We start from the raw sequence: 23,415 nt of genomic DNA on the forward strand, positions 1-23,415 counted from the left end.
CAATTGATTCCATTTCGCGGCAGACTGTGGCTTTCCCCGGCTTGGCCGGTAAAATTTTACGTAAACCGGAGAGACCGGTTTCAGCTTGTTCCGCGGTTTTGAGCCCCCCCGCGGGGCGCGTTAAGCAGAACAAAACGGCCTCCCCCCACTATCTCCGCACCAGAAACAAAGCCGGCACGTGCGGGTCAGGGGTGTCCTGCCGATGCTGGACAGGGGAAGTCAGATGGAGACCGTTGCTCACTCGCGCGCCTGGCGCGCAGTCCTGTTCCTATGCGGATTGATCCTGCTCGGATCGGCCGCCGACCTTCGCGCCGGCACGCTGCTGTCGCCCGGGTCCGCCGTCCTCGTGCGGAAATCCGCAGAACCGTTCGGCGTGTTCGCCTTCGCGATCTCCGCAGGTCGCGTCCGCGACAAGTGGCTTCACCTGAAGGACAAGCTCGACGACGAGATGGTGCAGCTCGCGCTATGCGACGGCGACCGCGACAACTGCGTCTCGCCGGCTGCATTGAAGCTGCTCGCCATCGTCGACCAGGCGCGCAGCCGCGAAGGTCGTGCCCGCCTCGGTGAAGCCAACCGCGCCGTCAATCTCGCGATCAAGGCGGCCAGTGACGGCACTGACGACGTCTGGAGTTCGCCGCTCGCCACCTTCCAGCGCGGCGCCGGCGATTGCGAGGACTATGCGATCGCCAAGCTCGCCGCGCTCCGCCTCGCCGGCATTCCACCTGAGGATCTGCGCATCGTTTTCGTGCGCGACACGCAAGTCGGCGAGGAGCATGCGGTCGCGGCCGCCAGGCTCGACGGCCACTGGCTGATGCTCGACAACCGCCGCATGGCCATGGTCGAGGATGAGGCGGCACGGACCTATCAGCCGCTGTTCGTGCTCTATCAGTCCGCAGTGCTGAAATATGTCGACGAGCCGGCTTTCGTGCCGGTGAGCAGCCGGACGGCGCAGGTCGCCGCCAACGAGGCACGCTGACGCGGCGAGCCGCGGCCACAAAGCCGTTTCGTCCCGCCGCCGGGGAAGCTAGCATGGCGTATCATGCGGGCTTCGGGGACAAGCGGAATGCGGGCGTTGGTGCTGGCGATGGTTGCGGCGATGGTGCCGCTGATGTCACCTGCGCGCGCGCAGGCGGCCAATCCGGATCCAGCGATCGCCGACAAGCTGCCGCTGTTTGCGAAAAATCACTGCGAGCAGCAACGCGATCCCGCAGGTCAGCTGTTTTGCGGCGATGGCGAGCTTGCCGCAGCGGCCGAGAAACTCGGTGCGGCGATCGAGGCGCGGCTCTCCCGACTGCCGGATCGTCTGCCGGCGATCGAGGAGAACGCGCTGTGGATCCGGCAGCGCAACCTGAGCTGCGGTATCGTCGGCCAGACCGCGGTCCGCACCGACGACATCGATCGCGTGAAGACCTGCCTGCTGAGGGAGACCGAGGAGCGCGCCGCGATCGTGCGCGACCCCGATTTCGATTGCCTCGCGGCCAACACGGCGGCCGGCGCGCTGATCTGTAGCGATCCGGAGCTGGCGCTGGCGGAGGAGGAGCTCAACGGCCAGGTCCTCGGCTTGATCGGCAAGCTGAACCCGAGCGAAGCCCGCTTTGCCTTCGCCGAATACGGCCGCTGGACAAGGGAGCGCGATCGCAAATGCGACCTCGTCGGCAAGGAGAACGTGCCGCTGGCCGAGCTGTCATCCGCGCAAGGCTGCCTCGCCGAATATCTGAACCGAAAGACGGCTGACATCCGTGGCGCCAAGGGCGATCCGAAGCGGGTGTTCGGCCGCCAGATCGCTGCACGGCTGCCTGACACCGATGCCGCCGACTTCTGCGTCGCCAAGATCCATGCGGCCAATTCCTGCGGCGACTTCCTCCGCATCAGTCGCGTGGTCGCGACCGGCAACGACGTCGGGGAGCAGGACGCGAAGGTCACCGCCGACATCGACATGGTCGTGCTGTCGCCCTTCACCACGTGCAGCCCGGTCGCATCGACCTGCACCGGCACCTGCTGGGACCCCAGGTCCGGCAAGGCGCAACCGGCTGCCGCCAAGCAGAACTCCCGGGAAAGCTTCAATGTGACGCGCCGGCTCAGGATCCAGCGAACCTTCGCGTTCCAGAAAGCCGCCGACGGCTGGCGCTGCAGGGAGGACGAACTGGCACCGGTGGAGTCCGGCATCGCCGGCGGGGGATCGTAGCTCGCGCCGTTCTTCTTCCTTCTCCCCTCGCGGGAGAAGGTGGCATAGGCGGCCTTCGGCCGCCGTTCTCAAGAGAACGCCGATGCTTCGCATCGGCTATGGCGCCGGATGAGGGGTTCTATCCACGAACTCAATCGAGCGAGGTTCTCGTGCGGAGAGATCCCTCACCCGGCTTCGCTAACGCGAATCCACCCTCTCCCACAAGGGGAGAGGGTGCACCACCCGTGCGGAGAGAGGCTAAGATCAGAACATCAGATTGTCCTTCACGAGGACCCAGCGTCCGCCCTTGACCTGCTGCACCTGGGTGATGGTGTTGGCGAGGTGATCGGTCTTGGTGAACCTCGTCGGCGGCGAGTTGAAGATGTCGAGGAATTTTTCGCCCGACTCGAGCGAGTCCAGCATCGTCTGTCCCGTGAGATCCTTGCCCGCCTTCTGCGCGTAGAAGGCAAAGGTCATCACCGTGTTGTAGCCGATGATCGCCTGCGTATTGGCGTCCGAATTGAACATCTTCTTGTAGTTGGCAAGCCAGTCCTTCACCGGGCCCTTGGCGCTGTCCTCATAGGGAATCTCGAACTGGGACGCGGCATAAAGCCCTTCTACGGCATCCTTGCCCAGCGCCGGCACTTCCAGCACGTTGGTCGGCGTCGCGCCGAGGAAAGTGACGTCCCAACCGAGCTTCTTCGCTTCCGTCATCGCCCCGATGGTCTCGCGGATCACGGTGCCGAGCAATACGAGATCGCAGCCGTCCGACTTCATCTTGGCGACTTGCGCGCTGAAGTCCGAGGCGCCGCGCTTGTAGCTGGTGATCGAAGCCGGTTGCACCTTCATGGTGGCGAGCTGCCGATTGAAGCCGTCGAGCACGTTCTTACCGTACTCGTCGTCCTGATGCATGATGCAGGGCTTCTGGAAATTCTTCGAATCAATCATGTATTTCAGCGCGGCCCGCGTGCTCTCGACGTAGGGCAGCAGATTGCTGAACTTCAGCCGCTCCTGCGGCTTGGCCGGATCGAACTTGAAGGTGAACTCGGCTGCCGAGAGGGGGAAGAGCTGGAGCACGCCGGCGTCGAACAGGATGTCCTGCGCTGCAAGCACGGTCGGCGATCCCATCGCTCCCACCATAGCGAAGACCTTGTCACGCTCGATCAGCTTTTGCGAGGCCAGCACAGCCTTTTTCGGATCGTAGCCGCTGTCCTCGACGACCAGTCGAATCTTGCGGCCGTTAACGCCGCCTGCCGCGTTGATCTCCTCGACCGCCATCTTCATTCCGTTGGCGACGGGCACGCCCCACCCCTTGATCGGGCCTGACAGATCCTGATGGGTGCCGATGACGATCTCGCCCGCCGAGATGCCTTCATTGGTGAACTTGGTTTGCGCAGCAGCCGGCAAACAGGTGAGCACCACCGCGCTTGCCGCAAGGCCGAACGCCCAAAACGATTTCGACATCGACGTCTCCTCTCCTCAAGGCCCTTGTTGCGCAAAGAACGGGGCCCATCGCTCCTTCGCTTTTTTTGAATGGTTTGCTCACGCCACCGCGCGCTCGCGATACATCGCGTCGATCTCGGCCGCATAGCGCCTGTTCACAAAGCTCCGTTTCAGCTTCATGGTCGGCGTCAGCTCCTCATCCTCGGGCGTGAGCTGGCGTTCGATCAAATAGAATTTCTTGATGGTCTCGACGCGGGCGAAGTTGCCGTTGACCTGTTCGATCTCGCGCCAGATCAGGCCCTGGATCTCGATCGCCCGGCACAGGCTGGCATAATTGGTGAAGGGAATGTCGTGGTCCTGCGCGAATTTCTCGACGTTCTCCTGGTCGATCATGACGAGGCAGGTGAGATACGGCCGCCTGTCGCCGATCACGACGGCGTCGGAGATATAGGGCGAGAATTTGAGCTGGTTCTCGATCTCCGACGGCGTGATGTTCTTGCCGCCGGAAGTGATGATGATGTCCTTCATGCGGTCGGTGATTCTGACGAAACCTTCGTCGTCCATGGTGCCGACGTCACCGGTGTGCAGCCAGCCGCGCGCATCAATGGTCTCGGCCGTCTTCTCCGGCTGGTTCAAATAGCCCATGAACAGGAAGTCGCCCTTGATCAGGATCTCGCCATCGGCAGCGAGACTGACCTCACCCCAGGGCACGGCCTTGCCGACCGAGCCGAGCTTGATGCGCTCGGAAGGCATCATGGTCGCCACCCCGCAATTCTCGGTCTGGCCATAGACCTCGTGCATGTCGATCCCGAGCGCGAGATACCAGCGGATCAGATCCGGCGAGATCGGCGCGGCGCCCGTGAACGCAATGCGGCAGCGATCGAGCCCGATCATGCGGCGGACATTGCGGAACACCAGCCAATAGGCGAAGCGGTTCGCGATCCTGAGCGCAAGCGACGGTGCTGCGCCCTCGAGCCGGCGATCGGTCATGAGGAAGCCGATGTCGACGGCGCGGCGATAGACCCATTGCTGGAACGGCGTCGCATCCTTCAACGCGATGGTAATCGCGGAATAGAACTTCTCCCAAACGCGCGGCACCGCGAGGAAGACGGTCGGCTGCACCTCGCGCAGATTGTCCGGTACGGTCTCGGGGCTTTCGGCGAAATTCATCACCGAGCCGAGTGCCACCGAGATGTAGTAGCCGCCGACCCGCTCGGCGACGTGGCAGAGCGGCAGGAAGATCAGCCGGTCCTCGTCCTCCCTCGCCGGGATGAAATCGTTGGCGTGGCGCATCTGATGCGTAACGCTGCGGTTGGAATGCATTGCGCCCTTGGGCGGGCCCGTCGTGCCCGACGTGTAGACGAGAATCGCCAGATCGCCCGGGCCGCGGCGGTCGATCATCTCGTGCCAGAGCTGCTCGCGGCCGACCATGTGATTGCGCCCGAGCGCGCGGAACTCGTCGATCGACATCACCATGTCGTCGGCGAAGCCGCGCAGGCCTTCCATGTCGAACACAACGATCCTCTCGAGCGTCGGGCATCGCGCGCGGCAGGCGAGGATCTTGTCGAGTTGTTCTTCGTCCTCGGCAAAGATCACGCGCGTAGCGGAGTCGTTGACGAGATATTCGACCTGCGCCGATGAATCGGTTGGATAGATCCCGGACGAGACGCCGGCCGCGCACAAGATGCCCATGTCGGCATAGATCCATTCCGGCACGGCGTTGGCCATGATGGAGGCGACGTCCCCCGGCTTGAAGCCCGAAGCATGAAGCGCGTAGGCGATCTCCTTGGATATCTCCAGCCATTCGCGCCAGCTCGTCGGCTGCCAGATGCCGAACTGCTTCTCGCGGATTGCAGGTCTGTCACCGCGCGCCTCCACCGCGCGCAGGAAACTCTTTGCGATCGTGTCTGCGACTGTCAGCATCGCCGGTCGGGCCATGCCATTCCCTCCTTGTCGCTTCATCCCTCGCGCTGCCGGCTTTGCCGGCGGTCTGTTCGTCAACGAGGAGATGCCATATTTAACGCCACGTTTTCTTCTTTTTCCAGCGCCGTTCGCCCCGCGCGCCAGCCTCCTTGGCACCAAGATAAAATTCCTGGATGTCCTGGGAATGCATCAAGCGGTCGCAGGTGTCGTTCATGACGACGCGGCCGATCTCCAGCACATAGCCGTAATGCGCCGTTTCCAGCGCCACCTTGGCATTCTGCTCGACGAGCAGGATCGACATGCCCTGCTCCTCGTTGACGCGGCGGATGATCGTGAAGATCTCCTTCACCAGGATCGGCGACAGGCCCAGCGACGGCTCGTCCAGCAGCAGCAGCGTCGGCCGGTTCATCAGCGCGCGGCCGATCGCCAGCATCTGCTGCTCGCCGCCGGAAAGCTGGCCGGCCGGCTGGTCGATGCGCTCCTTCAACCGCGGGAAATAGCCGTAGACGCGCTCCAGATCCTCCGTGACACCGTCGCGAGCCTTCCGCGGATAGGCGCCCATCATCAGGTTTTCGCGCACCGAGAGGAACGGAAACACCTCGCGCCCCTCCGGCACGTGGCTGAGGCCGAGGCGAACGATCTTGTCGGCCTCCATGCGCTGGATCGGCTTGCCCATGAACTCGATCGTGCCCTTCTGCGGATCGAGAATCCCCGAGATGGTCTTCAGCACCGTGGTCTTGCCCGCGCCATTGGCGCCCAGCAAGGTGACGATGCGGCCGCGCGGCACCTCGAGCGAGATGCCGCGGATCGCCATGATCGGCCCGTAATAGCTCTCGATATTGGAAAGCTTCAGGATGATGTCGGGCGAAACGGCGGCGTCCATCGCGTCAGGCTCCGAGATAGGCGGCGACGACGTCGGGATGCTGCTGCACCTCGGCGGGCGAGCCCATCGCCAGCACCCGGCCGTAGTTCAGCGCGATCACGCGATCGGAGACGCGGTTGACCAGCGACATGTCGTGCTCGACCATCAGCACGGTGATGCCGAGCTCGCTCTTCATGTCGCGGATCCAGAACGACATGTCGTCGGTCTCCTCGACGTTCAGTCCCGATGACGGCTCGTCGAGCAGAATGAACTTCGGTTCCGAGCAAAGCGCGCGGGCAAGCTCGATCACCTTGCGCACGCCGTAAGGCAGACCCGAGATCACCTTGTCGCGATAGGGCTCGAGATCGAGGAACTCGATCACCTGCTCGACGCGGCGCCGGTGCAGCTTCTCGTTGGCGCGCACGCTCGGCAGGAACAACAATTCCTGCCAAAGCTGTGTGGTCGAGTGACGGTGGCGCCCGACCAGGAGGTTCGCGAGCACGGTCGCATTCTCGAACAGTTCGATGTTCTGGAAGGTGCGGGCGATGCCGAGCCTCGCGATGTCGTAGGGCGGCTGTTCCGTGATATCCTGGTCCTCGAAGAAGATACGGCCCGCGGTCGGGCGGTAGATCCGCGAGATCAGGTTGAAGATCGAGCTTTTTCCGGCGCCGTTCGGCCCGATGATCGAGAGGATCTCCCCCTTCTCGACCGCAAACGAGACCGCGTCGACCGCCTTGAGGCCACCGAAATGCAGCGACAGGTTTTCGGCGCGGAAATAGCTCATCGGTTCCGCTCCGACTTCACATAGATCTTCTGGCGCTTGAAGGTCGCGCGCTTGTAGAGCGGGAACAGCTGGAAGAAGAGCTTGATCTTCAGCCAGCGGCCGTAGAGGCCGAGCGGCTCGAACAGCACGAACAGCACGATGATGATGCCATAGATTGCGCCCTTCAGGCCGTTGAGCGAGGCGAAGGCCGCGACCTTCGACTGGACGTTCGCCGCGCTCTCGCTACCAGCCCCGAGGGTCGCGGCGATGCCGGCGATGATGCCGGGCATGTCGTCCTTCAGATAGGTCAGGAACGGATCGATCATCACGATGAAGATCGCCCCCAGCACCGCACCGTGCAGGCTGAACGTGCCGCCGATCAGGATCACGATGATGAACTCGATCGAGAGCTGGAGCGTGAACATCTCCGGCGAGATGAAGGAGAGCTTGTGCGCGAACAGCACGCCGGCAAAGCCGGTGATCGCCGCCGAGATCGCAAAGGATTTCACCTTGTAGAGCGCGACGTTGACGCCCATGCTGCGCGCCGCCGGAGTCGCGGATCGCAACGAAGGCGCGGCCCGTCGGCGAGCGCAAGAGATTGAGCGTTCCGACGATCGTCAGAATCAGAACGGCCAGGCAAAGGAAATAGAACGTCGGACTGTCGCGCGGCACGGCGACGCCGAGCAGCGAGAGCGTCTTGATGCGCATGCCCTCATTGCCGTTGGTGACGCTTTCCCAGCGCGCCAGAATTTCCTCGACGATGAAGGCGAAGGAAATCGTGGCGATGACGAGATAGATGCCCTGGAGCCGCAGTGCCGGGAAGCCGACCAGCGCGCCGATCAATCCGGTCAGGAGCCCAGCGGCGACGAAATAGACCGGAAACGGCACGTTGTATTTCTGCAAGTAGGCCGCGGTGTAGGCGCCGATCGCAAGGAACGCGGCATGCCCGAGCGAAGCCTGCCCGGTGAAGCCGGTGAGGATCAGCAGCGCCACGCCGACTGTCGCATAGATGCAGACGAAAACGAGCTGGCTCATAAGGTAGCTGGAGAGCACGTAGGGCGCGATGAGCAGCACCGCGATCAGGAGCCCGTAGGAGACCACGTAGCCCGAATGCGGGAACAGGCGGATGTCGTCCTCATAGTCGGTCTTGAACAGGAAGCGCATGGAGTTCAGACCTTCTTGCGCACGTGAAGGCCGAACAGGCCTTCGGGCTTCAGCAGCAGCACTGCCAGCAGCACGATGTAGGGCGCAACGTCCTTCCAGCCTTCCGGCAGATAAAAGCCGGCCATGCTCTCGATGATACCGATCAAGACTCCACCAACGACTGCGCCGGGAATCGAGCCGAAGCCGCCGAGCACGGCGGCAGGAAAGGCTTTCAGCCCGAGCACGAGCCCGACATTGGAGTGAATGAAGGTGATCGGCGCCAGCAGCACGCCGGCGCAGGTCGCCACCGCTGCACTGATCGCCCACACGATCGACACGACGCGCTTCACGGGGATGCCCATGTAGTAGGCCGCGAGCATGTTCTCGGAGCTGGCGCGCATCGCGGTGCCGAGCGTGGTCTTGTTGAAGAAGAGATAGAGCAGCGCGCAGAGGATGACGGTTGCCGCGATCACGGACAGCTTGTCATAGGCGAGCACGAGCGCGCCGATGCGCAGCACGCCCTGGCTGAACGGCGTCTCGATCTTGAAGTCGTCGGTGCCCCAGATCATGCCGGCGATCGAGCGCAGGAAGTAGCCGAGCCCGATGGTTGCCATGATGATGGAGAATTGCGGATAGCCGAGAATCGGGCGCACCACGATGCGTTCGGCAAGCATGCCGAACAGCGCCATCGCGGCGACCGCGCCGGCGAAGCCGACCCAGTAGTTCAGGCCCATCATGCCGATGAAGGTGAAGGCGAAGAAGCCGCCGAGCATCATCAGATCGCCCTGGGCGAAGTTGATGACCTCGGTTGCCTTGTAAACGAGCACGAAGCCAAGCGCGATCAGGCCGTAGACGCAGCCGAGTGCAATGCCACTGACCAGCTGCTGAACGAAGTCCAGCATCGCCGAGCATCCTCCCCGATGCGATCCTGCGGCTCTTGGCGGCCGTCTCGTCGCATCTTGTGTCCAGTCGCTACGCGATCATTATGAGTCGCGGAAAGCGCCATTTGCCCGGTGCAATTCAGCCTGAACCGCCAAGCGCTGTCAATAAAACGAGAGGCGGATGCATCCGTGCGGGATGACGGAATTTGTGGCAGGTTAATTCACCGTGCCGAAACATCTTCAGATCAAGGTCGCATGCGATGCGAAACCGTATGGTGTGGCCGTCATGAAACCGGACAGCTCGGCGCTGAGCGTGCGAGGGTTAACGAAGCGTTTTGACCGCTTGGCGGTCGATTCCCTCGATCTCACCATTCACGCCGGTGAATTCTACGCACTGGTCGGCCCCAACGGCGCCGGCAAGACCACCACCTTGCGCATGGTCGCAGGGCTGCTGCGGCCCGATGCGGGCGAAGTGTCGATCTTCGGCATCGATGCCCTCGCCGATCCGGTGGCCGCCAAGCAGGTGATGGCCTGGGTCTCTGACGAGCCCATGATTTATGACAAGCTGACGCCGCTCGAATATCTCGAATTCGTGGCCGGCCTCTGGGGCATCGCGCCCGCCGCCTCCGAACCGGTCGCGCAGGAGCTGCTGAGCTCGCTCGGCCTTGCGCCGCACCGGCACGAGCGCTGCGAGGGATTTTCCAAGGGCATGCGCCAGAAGGTCGCGCTGGCCGGCGCGCTGGTCCACGACCCCCGCCTCATCATTCTCGATGAGCCGTTGACCGGCCTCGACGCCGTCTCCGCCCGCCATGTGAAGGGCCTTTTGGCCGAGCGCGTCCGCGCCGGCTGCACCGTGATCATGACAACGCATATTCTCGAGGTCGCCGAGCGCATGGCCGATCGGATCGGCGTGATCGCGTCAGGCAGCCTCGTCGCCGAAGGCACGCTCGCCGAGCTGCGCCAGCAGAACGGCCACACCGACACCAGTCTCGAGGATCTCTTCATCGCGCTGGTCACGCTGGAGGCTGCCGCCGCATGAGCTCGGCGACTGCATTATCGTGGTTTGCCCGCCACGAGCTCCGCCTCGCCTGGCGCGAATGGCTCGCGATGATGACGGGCCAGCGCAAGCGGAAGCGCGCGGCGGTGATCGGCCTGGTCGCCTTTGCCGCACTCCTGCACCTGCCGGCCTGGGCCGTGATCGGCCGCTTCGCCGGACTTCGATTGCCGCTCGACAAACCGTCGCTGATCGTAATCACGGCGACGATAGCGCTCGCCTGGTCGCTGATGCTGTCGCAGGCGATCGAATCGGTGACCCGGGTGTTTTACGCCCGCGCCGATCTCGATCTCATCATGTCGTCGCCGGCAACTCTCACCAACCTGTTCTCGGTACGCATCGCCGCGATTGCGCTTGCGATCACGATGATGGCGCTGCTGTTCTCCACGCCCTTCATCGACGTTCTCGTGATCGGCGGCGGGCCGCGATGGCTCGCGGCGTTCGGCGTGGTCGTCGCCATGGGGCTGTCGGCCGCTGCTATCGCAATCGCGATCACGATCCTGCTGTTCAGGTTGATCGGTCCGGCACGGACGCGCTTCATCGCGCAGATCCTCGCCGCGATCATCGGCGCCGGCTTCGTCATCGCGCTCCAGATCGCCGCGATCATCTCCTACGGCACGCTGTCGCGCTTTGCGGTGCTGACCTCTGACGCCACGGCCGCCTATGCCCCCGATGTGGACAGCATCATCTGGTTGCCCGCGCGGGCCGTGATGGGCGACAGCGGGGCGCTGGCGCTGCTGCTCGCGCTCGGCCTCATCATGCTCGGCGGCGTGATGGCGCTGTTCTCGGGCCGCTTCGCCGACACCGCCATCGACGCCGCCGCCCGCGGCGCGACCGGCCGCCGGACCGCGCGCGAACGGAAGTTTCGCACAGGCACGCGGCCACAGGCGCTGCGGCGCAAGGAGTTCATGCTGCTGTGGCGCGATCCCTGGCTGATCTCGCAAACCTTGATGCAACTGCTCTATCTGGCGCCGCCCGCGCTCCTGCTGTGGCGAAGCTTTGCCGACAGCTCTGCGGCGCTGGTGCTGATCACGCCCGTCATCGTGATGGCGGCAGGACAGCTTGCCGGCGGTCTCGCCTGGCTGACGATTTCGGGCGAGGACGCCCCCGATCTCGTCGCGACCGCTCCGCTGTCGCCTTCGCGCGTCATCCGCGCCAAGATCGAGGTCGTACTGATCGCGATCGCCGTGATCTTCGCCCCGCTGATCGCAGCGCTTGCCTTTGCCTCGCCGCTCCAGGCGGCGATCACGGCGGGCGCGATCATCGTCAGCGCGGCGTCCGCCACCGCGATCCAGCTCTGGTTCCGTGTGCAGGCGCGGCGCAGCCAATTTCGCCGCCGCCAGACCTCGTCGCGCCTTGCGACTTTCGCCGAGGCTTTTTCCTCGATCGGCTGGGCAGCAAGCGCCGCACTGCTGCTCGCGTTTCCCCTCGCCGGCCTCATCAGCGGCCTGATCACCGCGGGCCTCGTCGCCGTCACCTGGAAGTTCAGCCCGCGGCGGGAGTGAAGGGCAAAGCCACTCGCATGCTCGGATAATAACGCCAACGTGTTATGCTCGAGCGTGTATTCATAAATCAGAGCGGGGCCGATCCGCCCAGCCTCCAACAGCGCTGCGAGAGCAGACATTCCGGGACCGCCGCTGTGGGCCATCGGCGGAAATGCGAGCTATGGTCGTCGCCCAGTTGCTACATGATGCTTGTCGGACGGGCGCCCCTGGGCTTAGGGCGCCCGTCACCATATTCTACTTGCCAGCGTGCGACTGCATGGCCTTCTCGATCTGCTCCTTGACGGCTTCCAGGTTGAAGCTCGCACCCTTCTGCATCGGTGGAAACTCGATCGCAGTCTGGGCGAGCTTACCCACCTCCTGCTGAACGAACTGGAATCGCCAGAACTCGTAAGCGAACCAGTTATAGAATGCCAATGACCCCTTATCGCCGTTCGGCAAATTTGTGCGTTCGAAGGGATCAAGGCGGAGATTGGTGAGGATCGGCCAATCAACCTTGACTGTGCCGCCCAACCAGCCGCCGGGCTGATCGGTGAAGCGATACTTGAAGTCGTCGACGCGCACCGCGCTCAGTGTGCCCTCCGTGAAATAGAAGATCGCGTGGCGCGCAGACGGGCCTTTTCCGGTAATCAGGTCCATCTGGTTGTATCCGTCGAGGTAGACCTTATAGGTCTTGTCGCCGAGCTGCTTTCCCTTCCTCAACTCGTCGGCGATATTCGGATTGCCGGCGGCGGCGGCAAAGGTCGGAAACCAGTCGAGTCCGGACATAATGCCGTTCTCGACCTTTCCCGCCGGTACCTTGCCCGGCCAGCGGATCATACAGGGCACACGGAAGCCGCCTTCCAGGGCGGTTCCCTTGCCGCCCGCGAACGGCGTCTGGCCGCCATCCGGCCAGGTGAAGTTCTCGGCGCCGTTGTCGGTTGTGAACGCGACGATCGTGTTGTCGTCGAAGCCCTCGTCCTTGAGCTTCTTCATCACGGCGCCGACGATGTCGTCGAGTTGGGCGAACCCGCCCTCGGAAACCGACCAGCCGTTTTCCGAGTTGCGCATGTTCTCGTATTTTTCCGAAAGATGGGTGACGACGTGCATGCGCGTGGGATTGAGCCAGACGAAGAACGGCTTATTGTCCTGCTTCGCCTTGTCGATGAAGGCGAAGGTGGTTTGCAGAATCTCGTCGTCGACCGTTTCCATCCGCTTCGGATACAGGGGCCCGGCGTCCTCGATCCGCTGCTTGCCGATCTTGCCCCAGCGGGCTTGCACCGACGGATCGTCGACGTTGGTCGCCCATGAATGAACCATGTTGCGAGGACCGACCGTGGCCAGCAGCGATTGCGGGTAATTGCGGTGGGCGGGGTCCTCCATCGCGTCGAGGTGATAGAGGTAGCCAAAGAACTCGTCGAAGCCGTGCACCGTCGGCAGAAACTCGTTGAGGTCGCCGAGGTGGTTCTTGCCGAACTGACCCGTGGTGTACCCCATGGATTTCAGCACGGTCGCAATGGTCGGCGCTTGCGCCGGCATGCCGATCGGGGAGCCGGCCTGGCCGACTGTGGTAAGGCCCGTGCGGATCGGCAGTTCGCCGGTGATGAAGTTGGCGCGGCCCGCCGTGCAACTCGCCTCTGCGTAGTAGTCGGTGAAGCGCATTCCCTCCGCGGCGAGCCTGTCGAGGTTTGGCGTCCGGCTCGCCATGATGCCCTGATGGTAGGCACCAATGTTGAACCAGCCAATGTCATCACCCATGATGAAGACGATGTTCGGCCTCTGGCCGGCCGATGCGGGCGCTGGCCCGGTTGTTTGTTGCTGCGCCTGCGCGGGGGTTGTCAGTCCGACGGCCGAAAGCGCCGAAGCCGCGACAAGAGAACTGCCGCTCAACAGCAAGTCGCGGCGTTTCAGTCCTCCGTTGGCCAACTCGATGCTCTCAGGGTTTTTCGAAATCTTGTCATTGCTCATGACGCGATCCTCTTTCCTGTGATGCGCCTGAAGCCGACACGGAGCGGCAGCTTTCCGGGTTGATCTAGATCAAGGATGTCCGCAACGGGTCTTGGCCGTGTAAAAACGGCTTCAAAAGGCGTCCACCCAGGAAGCCAGGAAGCGCGCCTGTCTCAGACCGGGATCGCAGCGATCAGTGGCTTGGTCCCGACGATGTTCATGACCCGTGTTCGATCACCGCGCCCCCCGCGGGCACATTCGGGTAATCCCGCTTTCCGAAGACCCTCAATCAACAGCAGGGCCACAAGCTGCCGTTCGCGTTGGGACGCTGACGCATTTCCATCCGCTTTTACCTCCCGTGCGCGACTTTTTGCCCCATCGCCTGAACTTTGGGATCTGTGTGCCGAACAAATAGAGATATCTGATGGGGAGTTTAGCTCCCCCCAGAATTCACAGCGGTAGCGGATACGTTTGTATGAGTCGCAATGCGGCTCGCAATTTCGAACTGACGACACGCTTTGTCCGCAAAGAGCCCAAGCGCTCCGAGTCATCCAGAGGTATCGCTGCCTTTTAGAAGGAGGAGACCTCATGCAACTCAAGCAAATCGCAATCCGCATATTAGCGGCCGCCTGTCTCACCTGGACCACGACAGTTTTCGCGCAGCAAGGCGAGCCTCAGGACGCGAGGGTCAAGACGGCCATGGACCTCTTGGTTTCGATCGCGGCCCAACTGGGTCCGCCAAAAATCGAAGGTACTGACTCCGTTGCAGGCAAGGAGGTACCTGTCATTTACTTTGGTTCGGCCAAGATGAACAACAGTTTCGACCTGGTCGACGAGGTCGTGAAGAAAGCGCAGGGCACGGCCACAATCTTCGTCAAAAGCGGTGACGAGTATGTTCGCGTCGCGACTAACGTGAAGAAGGACGATGGCTCCCGAGCGATCGGAACCATTCTGGACCCCAAGGGCAAGGCCATCGAGTCCATCAGGAAAGGCGAAGCGTTCTATGGCGAGGTCGACATCCTCGGTAAGCCCTACATCACAGGCTATAAGCCTATCCGGGATGCCTCGCAAAACGTGATCGGCATCTACTACGTAGGCTATTTGAAGTAGACCGTCTCTGCCCTCTGTGGCGCCGCCAATGCTGCCCTAACGCCCAGGCTGAGCGCGATCGAGCAACCCGTGGTCTGGGCATCGATCGCGCACGGCGCGCTTTCCGGGACGTTCGGGTCTAGCCGAATGTCTTCGAGCGGCAATGGCGCGAAACGGCGCCGGAAAACTGATCAGGCTCCAATGTCCGCGATCCTGACGCGCTGTTGATCGCGGCACATTGGCCGCAGGCCGGATTGCACGCTAGACTTCCCCGACGTCATTGGGGACGGATCTATGTGGCGACTTGTTTCCGCGATCCTTGCGCTGCTCGGCGCATCCCTCGCGCCCGCGACCGCCCAGCAGCCACAGCGCAGCGAGTGCCTGGCGATGGCCAATGCGGCGCCGCGCGTACTGCCGGTCGCCTTTCGGCAGGCGGCGAATGCCGCCGAGGTCGAGATCACCTATGCCGGCCATTCCACCTATTTCATCGACACACCCGGCGGCTTGCGCATCGCCACCGACTATAGCGGCGCCTATCAGGTCGGCCGGCTCCCCGACGTCGTCACCATGAACCGGGCGCACAGCACGCACTACTCGCTATATCCCGACAAGCGCATTCCCCATGTGCTGCATGGCTGGGGCGAAGACGGCAAGCCGGCGGTGATTTCCGAGCGCATCGGCGACACCTTCATCCGCAACGTCACCACCGACATCCGCCGTTACTTTGGCGACGATTCCGGCACGGACATGATCCGTGACGGCAATTCGATCTTCATCTTCGAGGTCGCGGGCCTCTGCATCGGCCATCTCGGCCATCTCCACCACAAGCTCGACGACAGCCATTTTGCCCAGATCGGCCGCCTCGACATCGTCATGGTGCCGATCGATGGCACTTACACCATGTCGCTCGACGGCATCTCGGAGATCACGAAACGCCTGCGAGCCTCCGTGGTGCTGCCGATGCACCGCTTCGCCACCCCGCTCGACGACTTCATGCGCCGGATCGGCCGCGACTTCGAGATCGACCGGCGCCTCGAACGCTCCTTGCGGATCTCGCGGGATTCGCTGCCGGGCACTCCGACGGTGATCATTCTCGACGGCGTGTGAGTGGCCTCGCGCAATTTTCTCCAAGCCGGTCGCCGTCTGCGCGTGATGGTCTATCCGCAGCAACGGAGACTGACATGACCGACTTTGCCAGATTTCTGCACGCCGACGGGCCTAACCGCGAACATGCGCAAGCGCTAAGGCTTTACGGCCAGTTCATCGGCGATTGGGATGCCGAGGTCATCGCGCACGCACCCGACGGCACCACCCATCGCGCACCCGGCGAAATCCATTTCGGCTGGGTGCTTGAGGGCCGCGCCATCCAGGACGTCTGGATGATCCCGCGCGCAACAGACGCGCCACCCTTCCCGATCGCTGGCAACTGGTACGGCACGACGTTGCGCGTGTACGATCCGACCATCGACGCCTGGCGGATTTTTTGGCTCGATCCCGGCCGCAGCGTGTTCCGTCAGCAGATCGGCCGTCGCAGCGGCGCTGATATCGTGCAGGAAGGCACCACCGACAGCGGTGACCTGTCACGCTGGAGCTTTACGGAGATCACCGAGAACGCGTTCCACTGGCTCGGCGAGGCCAAGCCGGCCACCGCGCCGGAGTGGCAGCTGGTGGTGGAGGTGAAGGCGCGGCGGCGCCGGGTTATTGTTTGAGCATGATCCTTTCGGAAAACCGCTTCACACTTTTCCGGATCATGCTCCTGATGCGCTCCTGCCGAAGGGCGCGGTTGCGCAACACGCGCTGCCGCGCATCGTCCCCGGATGTTAGCTTCATCGGCAACGACAATCAGGGGAGCGAATGCGATGGCCGCGAGCAGCATGCCCGCCAACAAGAGCGGACTCTTTGCCGATCCGCGCGAGGACTGGCTCGCGCTCCACCGCGAGGACATCCTCGATCCCTTACGGCCGATCGTCGATCCCCACCACCATCTCTGGGATCGCGGCGGGCAGCGCTATCTGATCGAGGAGATGGCCGCTGACATCGCCTCCGGTCACAACCTCATTGCAACCGTGTATGTCGACTGCCGCTCGATGTACCGCGCACACGGGCCCGAGGCCTTCCGTCCCGTCGGTGAGGTCGAGTTCGCCAATGGCGTTGCCGCGATGAGTGCGAGCGGCGGCTATGGCAAGGCCGCGATCTGTGCCGGCATCGTCAGCCACGTCAATCTCTTGCTTGGCGATGCGGCAAAGCCGGTGCTGGAAGCCGAGATCGCCGCCGGTAACGGCCGCTTTCGCGGTATCCGGCATTCCTCCGCCTGGGACGAGGACCCGGTGGTCGCGGGCATGTATGCCAACCGGCCGAGGGGGTTGCTGGAGGACGCGACCTTCCGCAAGGGCTTTGCCTGCCTCGCGCCTCTCAACTTGAGCTTCGACGCCTGGCTGTTTCATCCGCAGATCGGCGAATTGACCGAACTGGCGCGGGCCTTTCCCGACACCAGAATCGTGCTCGACCATTGCGGCGGGCCGGCCGGCACCGGCCGGTTCGCAGGACGGCGCGAGGAGGTGTTTCCGGCGTGGCGGGCCGCGATCAAGGAGATCGCGAGATGCGAGAACGTCGTGGTCAAGCTCGGCGGACTTGCGATGTGCCTGCTCGGCTTTGACTTCCATCTGCGCGAAAGGCCGCCGTCGTCCGAGGAGCTTGCGGCGGCGTGGCGGCCCTATGTCGAGACCTGCATCGAGGCGTTCGGTGCGAGGCGCGCGATGTTCGAGAGCAATTTCCCGCCGGACAAGGGCCAGTGCAGCTACCAGGTGATCTTCAATGCGTTCAAGCGCATCGCGGCGCCGCTGAGCGAAGCCGAGAAGACGGCGCTGTTTTCGCAGACGGCGTCCAGCTTCTACCGGCTAGAACTGCCGTCATGACATGAGAAGGGGCCGGGACGTCAGTCCCGACCCCTTCCGACACCATTCGCTGGGAAGCGCCTTGGTAGAACTTCGGGTTAGCCGGCACCCATGAGGGTCGCGGGACGACGCTCACCGGGCGAGAGGAACATCCGCTTCAGCTTGTTGACGACCCGGACCATGAAGCCGATCAGCGCCGGATTGGTCTTGCGGCAAAAGGCGATCTTCTTGACGTGGCCCTCGACGTGCCATTTGGCATGCGCACCGTCGCGGAAGAAGATCACGTCGCCGACGCCGTAGCGCTTCGGCGGCATGCCTTCACTCTCGAGCACGATCGATCCTTCCAGGATCATGATGGTCTCGTCGAAATCGTAGTACCAGTTGAAGCGCCCTTCGGTGCAGGACCAGATGATGGTCGATGCGGTGCCGTCGGCGCTGGTCGACAGGATGTGCGACCGCGACACCGGATTGCCTTCGATGATCCAGGACGGCTCGATCGGCCGCAGCTCCAGATCGACGGCACAACTTCCGGTTTCAATTGACGCGCGCGACATTGGCTTCCTCTGGGGATACAATATGACTGGCCGGCCCCTCGGGCCGCTTCAAACAGTGCCTATGACGCTAGAAGCCGTTTTTTAATTCTTCCTTACGCTTGCCCGGACAATCAGCCGCAAGTTGCATGTGCGGCGCGCCTAACGCGCCGATTTGCCTTTGGATTCGTGCATTTGAACCCGGTTTTTGCAGGGTGCGACAAAATGCGCGGAGTCCAATCAGCAAGGAGCCTGTCCGATGCCCCTCTTCCCCGAGGCCGTCAGCGCCAATAGCGAGGTCGCCGAGCAGCTCGCGGCCCTCGACGTCTCCCTTGAAGTCGACGACGGGCCGCCGGACTGGTTCTCCATCGACGGCATCGAGGCGCCCCGGCAGCTCGGCAGTGACGGCACGGGCGGCGCGTTCGTGCTGCTGCCGTCAAACCATGTGCTCTATGCGTCGTCGGAGGGCCGCGCCGGCATCATCGCAGCGACATTCGAGGACTTCATCCAGATCGTCGTCGCCTGTCCTTATTGGCTCGACATCCTCAAATTCTCCGCCGGCGGCGACGTCGACGAGATGCGGCGCGCGGCGGTCGCGCTGGAGGCGACGCTCGACGACGAGGACGACATCAACGACGCCCGCGACGCGATCCGTGACGCGTTTGGCCTTTCTGCCCTGGAGGATCCCGTCGGCGCGCTCTATGAAGCGGTCGCCGCGTCCGACGCCATCGTGCGCACGACCGATGGCAGTCCGTTCACCACGCTGTTCAACCGCTTCACGATCGATCGCAATCCGATGCTGCGCAACGCAGCGGCGTGAGGCTCGCGGCCTACTTTGCCCACTCGCCCTTGCGGAACACCGGCTCCTTGCTGCCGTCGGCCAGGATGCCGTCGATGTCGGTCTCGGCTGAGCCGATCATCCAGTCGATGTGGATCAGGCTCTGGTTGCCGCCCTGTGCCGCGATCTGCTGCGGCGTCAGCTTGGCGCCATTGATGAAGCACTTCGAATAGCACTGGCCAAGCGCGATGTGCGAGGCCGCGTTCTCGTCGAACAGCGTGTTGAAGAACAACAGCCCGCTCTGCGAGATCGGCGAGGAATGCGGCACCAGCGCCACCTCGCCGAGCCGCCGCGCGCCTTCGTCGGTGTCGAGCACCTTGTTCAGCACCTCCTCGCCGCGCGAGGCCTTTGCATCGACGATCTTGCCGTCCTCGAATCGCACCGCGATGTTGTCGATCAGCGTGCCCTGATAGGACAGCGGCTTCGAGCTGACGACGTGGCCGTAGACGCGACGGCAATGCGGGGTGGTGAAGACCTCCTCGGTCGGGATGTTGGCATTGCAACTGATGCCGTTCTTGGAGAGCGAGGCACCGCCTTCCCATTCATGACCATCGGCAAGGCCGATGGTGAGATCGGTGCCGGGACCGGAGTATTGCAGCGCGCGGAAACGCTTGCCGTTCAACCAGTCCGTGCGCTCGCGCAGCGCTGCATTGTGCTGCGCCCAGTTCGCCATTGCATCCTCGCGATCGACGCGGGACGCGGCGAAAATCGCGTCCGCGAGCTTGCCGATCGCGATCTCCTCGGGATCATCGGGAAACACCTGCTTCGCCCAGGACGAGCTCGGATAGGCGATGATATTCCAGTTGGTGTCGAAATTGACGATCTTTTCCAGCGCAGGCTGGTAGGCCATGGAATTGGCCTTGCTGGCGCGCGCCACCTTGGCGGGATCCTCGCCCGACAGCAGCATCGGATTGTCGCCGACGATGGCCAGCCGCGCGGTATTCTCCGAGAATGCCTTCGCCATGCCCTCGTAGAGCCAGCCGGCGGCGCGATCAAAACTTTCGTCGTGGCCGTGGCGGTAGCGCGCCAGCGTCATCTCTTCATCGGAGAGGATCGGCGTGACGATGCCCGCGCCGGCCTTGTAGGCATGCACGGCGATCCGTCGCACCAGGGGCAGCGCGATCGCCGGTGCGGTGAGCAGCAGATCCTGGCCCGGCCGCAAGCCCAGGCCCACCTTCACCGCCACCTCGGCCAGCCGGTCGAGTTTTGCGGGATCGATGGGAGTTGAGGTATTGCGTTGATCGGTCATGCCGGGCCCTCTGCCGAAATCTCTATTCCATCTAAGTCTAGCATCGCATGGCGCAAGTGCGCGAGCCAATTGCGCGCCTTGAGCCAAGATACGCAATTTCACGCATCTTGGTTTTCAACACGTTGCCGCGCCGGCAGCCTGATCGAGCGAGGCCGAGGTCATTTTTCGGTGAAACGGGCGCCGCGATTGTGGCGCGGTTCTGCAACGCAGTCGTTGCGAGCCGTCATCCTGTCGAAACTTTAATCCATCGGCACCGGCAGGTTGCTTTATCTCTGGCGCGAGGCGTCGATCGCCTTTGCATGACGATGAGACCTTGATGTTGAAATCGTTTCGTTCTGTTGGCGGGGTCTTGCTGCTTGCAAGCCTCACAGCAGGCGCGCTGTCGCCAGCGTCCGCTGCACCGATCGGCCATCCGTTGGCGGTCACGCCATCGCAATCCGCAAATGTCGAGCAGGTCCGCTGGTACGGACATCGCGGCTTCGGCGGCGGCGCATTCGTCGGCGGCCTCGCAGCCGGCGCGCTGATCGGCGGCGCGCTCGCTGCACCTTCCTATTATGGTCCAGGCTATCCGCCTCCGCCGCCCGCCTACTATGCCGCACCGCCTGCCGACGATGCGGTCGCCTATTGCATGCAGCGCTACCGGTCCTTCGATCCGAATAGCGGCACCTTCCTCGGCGATGACGGCCGCCGTCATCCGTGTCCGTAACCCCCTCGTCATAAATCGCAGGGCGGACAGGGCGCAAAGTGCGGCTTTTGCCCACCCTTGGAAGTCCTGACCCCCCCTCTCGGCCGGTTCCATCGCCCGGCCGCCCATCGACGACATGGCTGGCATCTGCCCAGTTCAGGGCAACCGACGCCGCTTCGATGAACCAGGAGTGCGTCTCGATGGACTCACAGAATCAAAGCCCAATTCATGTTGCCGTTTCAGATGCTTGATTTTGTCGTGAGGCCAGAGCCGTCGCAGTGCAGTTTCTGTTTAGCGATCATCTACTTGACACCGACAGGCGGGAGCTGAGCCGCGATCAGGTTCCCGTCGCAGTCGAGCCCCAGGTCTTCGACCTCGTCGTTCACCTGATGCGGAATCGCGACCGCGTGGTGACGAAGGATGAGCTGATCGACAAGATCTGGCTTGGGCGTTCCGTCTCGGAATCGACCCTGACCAGTCGGATCAATGCGGCGCGCAAGGCGATCGGCGATTCCGGCGCGAGCCAGGCGCTGATCCGCACCGTGGCGCGCAAAGGCTTTCGCTTCGTCGGCAACGTCGAGATGCGGAACGGCCATGGCCGCCCAGCGGAGCCAGCCGGCCAGGCCAGGGAAGCCCCGGCGGCGCTGCCGCTGCCCGATCGCCCTGCAATCGCCGTGCTGCCCTTCACCAATTTGAGCGGCGACCGCGAGCAGGATTACTTTTCCGACGGGATCAGCGAGGACATCATCACCGCGCTGTCGAAGCTGCGCTGGTTCTTCGTCATCGCGCGCAACTCCTCCTTCGTCTACAAGGGCCGCGCCGTACATATCGGCGAGATCGCCCGCGAGCTCGGCGTGCGCTACGTCGTCGAGGGCAGCGTCAGGCGGAGCGGCGACCGGGTGCGCATCTCCGCGCAGCTCAACGACGCCACGACCGGCAGCCATCTGTGGGCCGAGCGCTACGATCGCAGCATCGCCGACGTCTTCGCCGTGCAGGACGAGATCACCGACGCCATCGTCGCCGCGATCGAGCCGCAGCTCTACGCCGCCGAAAGCTTTCGCGCCCAACAAAAGCCGCCCGGAAGCCTGGATGCCTGGGATCTGGTGATGCGAGCGCTGTCGCATTACTGGCGCATCACGCGGGGCGACAATGTCGCAGCCCAGGGGCTACTGGAGAAGGCGATCGCGATCGATCCGGCCTATGGCAAGGCGCTCGGCCTGCTCGCGACCAGCCATATGTTTGGCGCCCATATGGGCTGGGCCGACATGGCGGCCACGCTGCCGATCGCGGAGCGCGCCGCTTTCGCCGCGGTCGAGGCAGACCGCGACGACGCCTGGGCCCATCACGGGCTCGGCTACACCTATCTGTTCCGGCGGCGCTTCGACGACGCCATCGCTGCATTCGAACTGGCGCTGCGCCTCAATCCCAATTTTGCCATGACGCACGCCTTCTACGGCGTGACGCTGTGCTATGCGGGCCGCTGGCAAGACGGCGATGCCGCCGCGCGCCGGGCCCTGCGGCTCAGTCCGCGCGATCCTTTCTCGGCGATCTATTGCGGGGTCGCCGCCTATGCGCAGTTCATCGGCCATCGCTACGAAGAAGCGATCCAGTTCGCGCGCGAATCGCTCAGGCAACGCAGCGATTTCGTCGGCGCCCATCGCGCGCTGACGGCCGCCGCCGGCATGCTCGGCAATCGCGAGCTGGCGGCCTCCGCACTCGAGGGCCTGCGTCGCGCCCAGCCCAACGTGTCGCTCGCCTGGATCGCCAGCGAGCTGCCGATGCAGCGCGCCGAGGATCGGGAGCATTACCTCAAGGGCTTGCGGCGCGCGGGGTTGAGGTAGCCTACCCCCTCTCCCCGTTCTTACGGGGCCGCGACGAGCTTCGCTCGCGCTGAGAGGGTTGGGGTGAGGGGCTGCATCCGCAGTCACGGCGAGAGTTGGACTCGCGGAAGCTCCCCCTCACCCGGAATCCGCGCTGCGCGTGCATTCCGGCCTCTCCCCGCAAGCAGGGAGAGGCGAAGCAATCACCTACTCCTTCATCATCTCGCCGCTGCCGCCGAACTCTGCAGGAAAATCCTTCAGCTTAGGCAGGCCGTCGCGCATCGGCAGCACGGTGTCGGCGTAGTTGACGTGGACGGTGGGCGTGAAAGCGAGCGTCGGGATGGTCGCGGTGAAGACGTCGATCAGGCCGAGCGGCGGATGGCTGGTCATAAGATGGCCACCGCATTTGCGGCAATATTTGCGCTGGCTGAGCGGCGTCTTGGCGTAGGTCGCAACGTGATCAGCGCCGTCGGTGATGCGCACGGCCTCCGGCTTCCACAGGCTGAAGGCGGTGACCGGCCCGCCCGACCACGAGCGGCAGGAGCGGCAATGGCAATAACCCATCGCCTCCGGCGCGCCCGTCACTTCGATCGCGACCGCGCCGCAGAAGCAGTTTCCGAGGTGTTTCATTGAAGTGTTCTCCTTGGAT

At 63.5% G+C, this 23,415-nt stretch carries 20 protein-coding genes and 1 pseudogene; 11 read left to right on the forward strand and 10 right to left on the reverse strand.

The window, feature by feature from the left end:
- Positions 1–223: 223 nt before the first annotated feature.
- Positions 224–976: a transglutaminase-like cysteine peptidase gene (locus tag YUU_RS0104970; RefSeq protein ID WP_027521384.1), complete on the forward strand. Its 753-nt coding sequence runs from the start codon at positions 224–226 to the stop codon at positions 974–976.
- A gap of 87 nt (positions 977–1,063) precedes the next feature.
- Positions 1,064–2,185, forward strand: coding sequence for a lysozyme inhibitor LprI family protein (locus YUU_RS0104975; RefSeq protein WP_027521385.1), 1,122 nt, complete (start codon positions 1,064–1,066; stop codon positions 2,183–2,185).
- A gap of 243 nt (positions 2,186–2,428) precedes the next feature.
- Here the strand turns inward: YUU_RS0104975 and YUU_RS0104980 are convergent, their stop codons facing one another.
- The 6 genes and pseudogenes from YUU_RS0104980 to YUU_RS0105005 form a co-directional block, all read right to left on the reverse strand.
- On the reverse strand, positions 2,429–3,628 hold the full coding sequence (locus tag YUU_RS0104980; protein ID WP_027521386.1) for an ABC transporter substrate-binding protein: 1,200 nt from the start codon (positions 3,626–3,628) through the stop codon (positions 2,429–2,431).
- Positions 3,629–3,706: 78 nt separating this feature from the next.
- On the reverse strand, positions 3,707–5,545 hold the full coding sequence (locus tag YUU_RS0104985) for a long-chain fatty acid--CoA ligase (RefSeq protein ID WP_027521387.1): 1,839 nt from the start codon (positions 5,543–5,545) through the stop codon (positions 3,707–3,709).
- A 79-nt stretch (positions 5,546–5,624) separates the two neighbouring features.
- Positions 5,625–6,413 (reverse strand): ABC transporter ATP-binding protein, encoded by a 789-nt coding sequence (locus YUU_RS0104990; protein ID WP_027521388.1) that lies wholly within the window; start codon positions 6,411–6,413, stop codon positions 5,625–5,627.
- 4 nt (positions 6,414–6,417) lie between these two features.
- Complete coding sequence (locus YUU_RS0104995; RefSeq protein ID WP_027521389.1) at positions 6,418–7,176, reverse strand: ABC transporter ATP-binding protein; 759 nt, start codon at positions 7,174–7,176, stop codon at positions 6,418–6,420.
- A pseudogene (locus YUU_RS50045) lies at positions 7,173–8,319 on the reverse strand (branched-chain amino acid ABC transporter permease). Before YUU_RS50045 ends, YUU_RS0104995 begins: the two are co-directional and overlap by 4 nt.
- Before the next feature lie 5 nt (positions 8,320–8,324).
- Positions 8,325–9,200, reverse strand: a complete 876-nt coding sequence (locus tag YUU_RS0105005) for a branched-chain amino acid ABC transporter permease (RefSeq protein WP_027521390.1) — start codon at positions 9,198–9,200, stop codon at positions 8,325–8,327.
- A gap of 265 nt (positions 9,201–9,465) precedes the next feature.
- Between YUU_RS0105005 and YUU_RS0105010 the strand changes: the two genes are divergently transcribed.
- Both YUU_RS0105010 and YUU_RS0105015 read left to right on the forward strand, forming a co-directional pair.
- Entirely contained in the window at positions 9,466–10,218 is a 753-nt protein-coding gene (locus YUU_RS0105010; protein ID WP_027521391.1) for an ABC transporter ATP-binding protein, read from the forward strand.
- A complete protein-coding gene (locus YUU_RS0105015) occupies positions 10,215–11,738 on the forward strand; it encodes a hypothetical protein (protein ID WP_027521392.1) in 1,524 nt (507 codons plus the stop codon). The genes YUU_RS0105010 and YUU_RS0105015 overlap by 4 nt, the downstream gene beginning before the upstream one ends.
- 234 nt (positions 11,739–11,972) lie before the next feature.
- On the opposite strand, the gene YUU_RS0105020 is transcribed toward YUU_RS0105015, so the two are convergent.
- On the reverse strand, positions 11,973–13,682 hold the full coding sequence (locus tag YUU_RS0105020; protein WP_156944103.1) for an arylsulfatase: 1,710 nt from the start codon (positions 13,680–13,682) through the stop codon (positions 11,973–11,975).
- 567 nt (positions 13,683–14,249) lie between these two features.
- Between YUU_RS0105020 and YUU_RS0105025 the strand changes: the two genes are divergently transcribed.
- The 4 genes from YUU_RS0105025 (at position 14,250) to YUU_RS0105045 (ending at position 17,665) form a co-directional block, all read left to right on the forward strand.
- Positions 14,250–14,771, forward strand: a complete 522-nt coding sequence (locus tag YUU_RS0105025) for a Cache 3/Cache 2 fusion domain-containing protein (protein ID WP_027521394.1) — start codon at positions 14,250–14,252, stop codon at positions 14,769–14,771.
- Between the two features lie 273 nt (positions 14,772–15,044).
- Entirely contained in the window at positions 15,045–15,857 is an 813-nt protein-coding gene (locus tag YUU_RS0105030) for an MBL fold metallo-hydrolase (RefSeq protein WP_027521395.1), read from the forward strand.
- 74 nt (positions 15,858–15,931) lie between these two features.
- Positions 15,932–16,459 carry a hypothetical protein gene (locus tag YUU_RS0105035; protein WP_027521396.1) on the forward strand — a complete coding sequence of 176 codons (528 nt, stop codon included), beginning with the start codon at positions 15,932–15,934 and terminating at the stop codon, positions 16,457–16,459.
- A gap of 150 nt (positions 16,460–16,609) precedes the next feature.
- Complete coding sequence (locus tag YUU_RS0105045; protein ID WP_027521397.1) at positions 16,610–17,665, forward strand: amidohydrolase; 1,056 nt, start codon at positions 16,610–16,612, stop codon at positions 17,663–17,665.
- A gap of 77 nt (positions 17,666–17,742) precedes the next feature.
- Here the strand turns inward: YUU_RS0105045 and YUU_RS0105050 are convergent, their stop codons facing one another.
- The gene (locus tag YUU_RS0105050; protein ID WP_027521398.1) at positions 17,743–18,198 is read right to left on the reverse strand and encodes a cupin domain-containing protein; all 456 of its coding nucleotides are present in this window, start codon (positions 18,196–18,198) and stop codon (positions 17,743–17,745) included.
- Positions 18,199–18,433: 235 nt separating this feature from the next.
- Here YUU_RS0105050 and YUU_RS0105055 point away from each other — a divergent pair, with 235 nt between their 5' ends.
- Positions 18,434–18,994: a hypothetical protein gene (locus tag YUU_RS0105055; RefSeq protein WP_027521399.1), complete on the forward strand. Its 561-nt coding sequence runs from the start codon at positions 18,434–18,436 to the stop codon at positions 18,992–18,994.
- A 10-nt stretch (positions 18,995–19,004) separates the two neighbouring features.
- Here YUU_RS0105055 and YUU_RS0105060 read toward each other — a convergent pair whose 3' ends face one another.
- The gene (locus tag YUU_RS0105060) at positions 19,005–20,261 is read right to left on the reverse strand and encodes an aminopeptidase (protein ID WP_027521400.1); all 1,257 of its coding nucleotides are present in this window, start codon (positions 20,259–20,261) and stop codon (positions 19,005–19,007) included.
- Between the two features lie 316 nt (positions 20,262–20,577).
- Between YUU_RS0105060 and YUU_RS50050 the strand changes: the two genes are divergently transcribed.
- Both YUU_RS50050 and YUU_RS0105070 read left to right on the forward strand, forming a co-directional pair.
- Positions 20,578–20,967 (forward strand): BA14K family protein, encoded by a 390-nt coding sequence (locus YUU_RS50050; RefSeq protein ID WP_035661360.1) that lies wholly within the window; start codon positions 20,578–20,580, stop codon positions 20,965–20,967.
- Between the two features lie 257 nt (positions 20,968–21,224).
- Positions 21,225–22,787: a winged helix-turn-helix domain-containing tetratricopeptide repeat protein gene (locus YUU_RS0105070; RefSeq protein ID WP_027521401.1), complete on the forward strand. Its 1,563-nt coding sequence runs from the start codon at positions 21,225–21,227 to the stop codon at positions 22,785–22,787.
- 186 nt (positions 22,788–22,973) lie between these two features.
- On the opposite strand, the gene YUU_RS0105075 is transcribed toward YUU_RS0105070, so the two are convergent.
- Positions 22,974–23,396 carry a GFA family protein gene (locus YUU_RS0105075; RefSeq protein ID WP_027521402.1) on the reverse strand — a complete coding sequence of 141 codons (423 nt, stop codon included), beginning with the start codon at positions 23,394–23,396 and terminating at the stop codon, positions 22,974–22,976.
- Between the last annotated feature and the right edge of the window lie 19 nt (positions 23,397–23,415).

Source organism: Bradyrhizobium sp. Ec3.3 (genome assembly GCF_000472925.1).
GTDB lineage: Bacteria > Pseudomonadota > Alphaproteobacteria > Rhizobiales > Xanthobacteraceae > Bradyrhizobium.